Source organism: Dyella japonica DSM 16301 (genome assembly GCF_001010355.1).
In the GTDB taxonomy this organism is placed as follows: Bacteria; Pseudomonadota; Gammaproteobacteria; order Xanthomonadales; family Rhodanobacteraceae; genus Dyella; species Dyella japonica.
In genome coordinates this window covers 1-450 of record NZ_JPLA01000097.1, presented here as the reverse complement: position 1 = coordinate 450, position 450 = coordinate 1, and the positions used below count along the sequence as shown (strand labels likewise).

1 protein-coding gene is annotated in these 450 nt (G+C 40.4%); it reads left to right on the top strand.

The annotated features are described in order from the left end of the window. Positions 1-11 precede the first annotated feature (11 nt). The coding region (locus Y882_RS19500; RefSeq protein WP_342018602.1) for an AAA family ATPase at positions 12-450 on the top strand (439 nt) is incomplete at its 3' end.

Below are 450 nucleotides of genomic sequence, written 5' to 3'. Positions count from 1 at the left end.
CCTTTCAAGGTCTGACAGTACGGAATAACCTAAAGACTGGGGAAGCGGACCTGATTCCATCTAAGTCCTTCAGTATCAAAAAGAATAAGGTCATTTTTATTGATGAAGCATCAATGATTGACCGTAAACTGAAGAAGTTTATTAACGAAGGTACTCACCAAAGTAAGATTGTTTACTTAGGTGATAAATGCCAATTGTTACCTGTAAAGGAAACTTCTTCCCCTGTCTACAATGACAGTAGCATTAAAGAGTTTATGCTGACCCAGCAGATGCGTACTGATGTCCCTGAACTCCATGCACTGCATGAACAGCTTCGTGGAACCATTGAAGGTAAGCACGGATTCCTGCCTATTAAAGCAGTTCCAGGTATTATCGACTGGATTGAAGATGGTGATGAAATGAGAAAAGAAGTCGAAGGTCATTTCATGACTAAGACTGACACTCGTATTG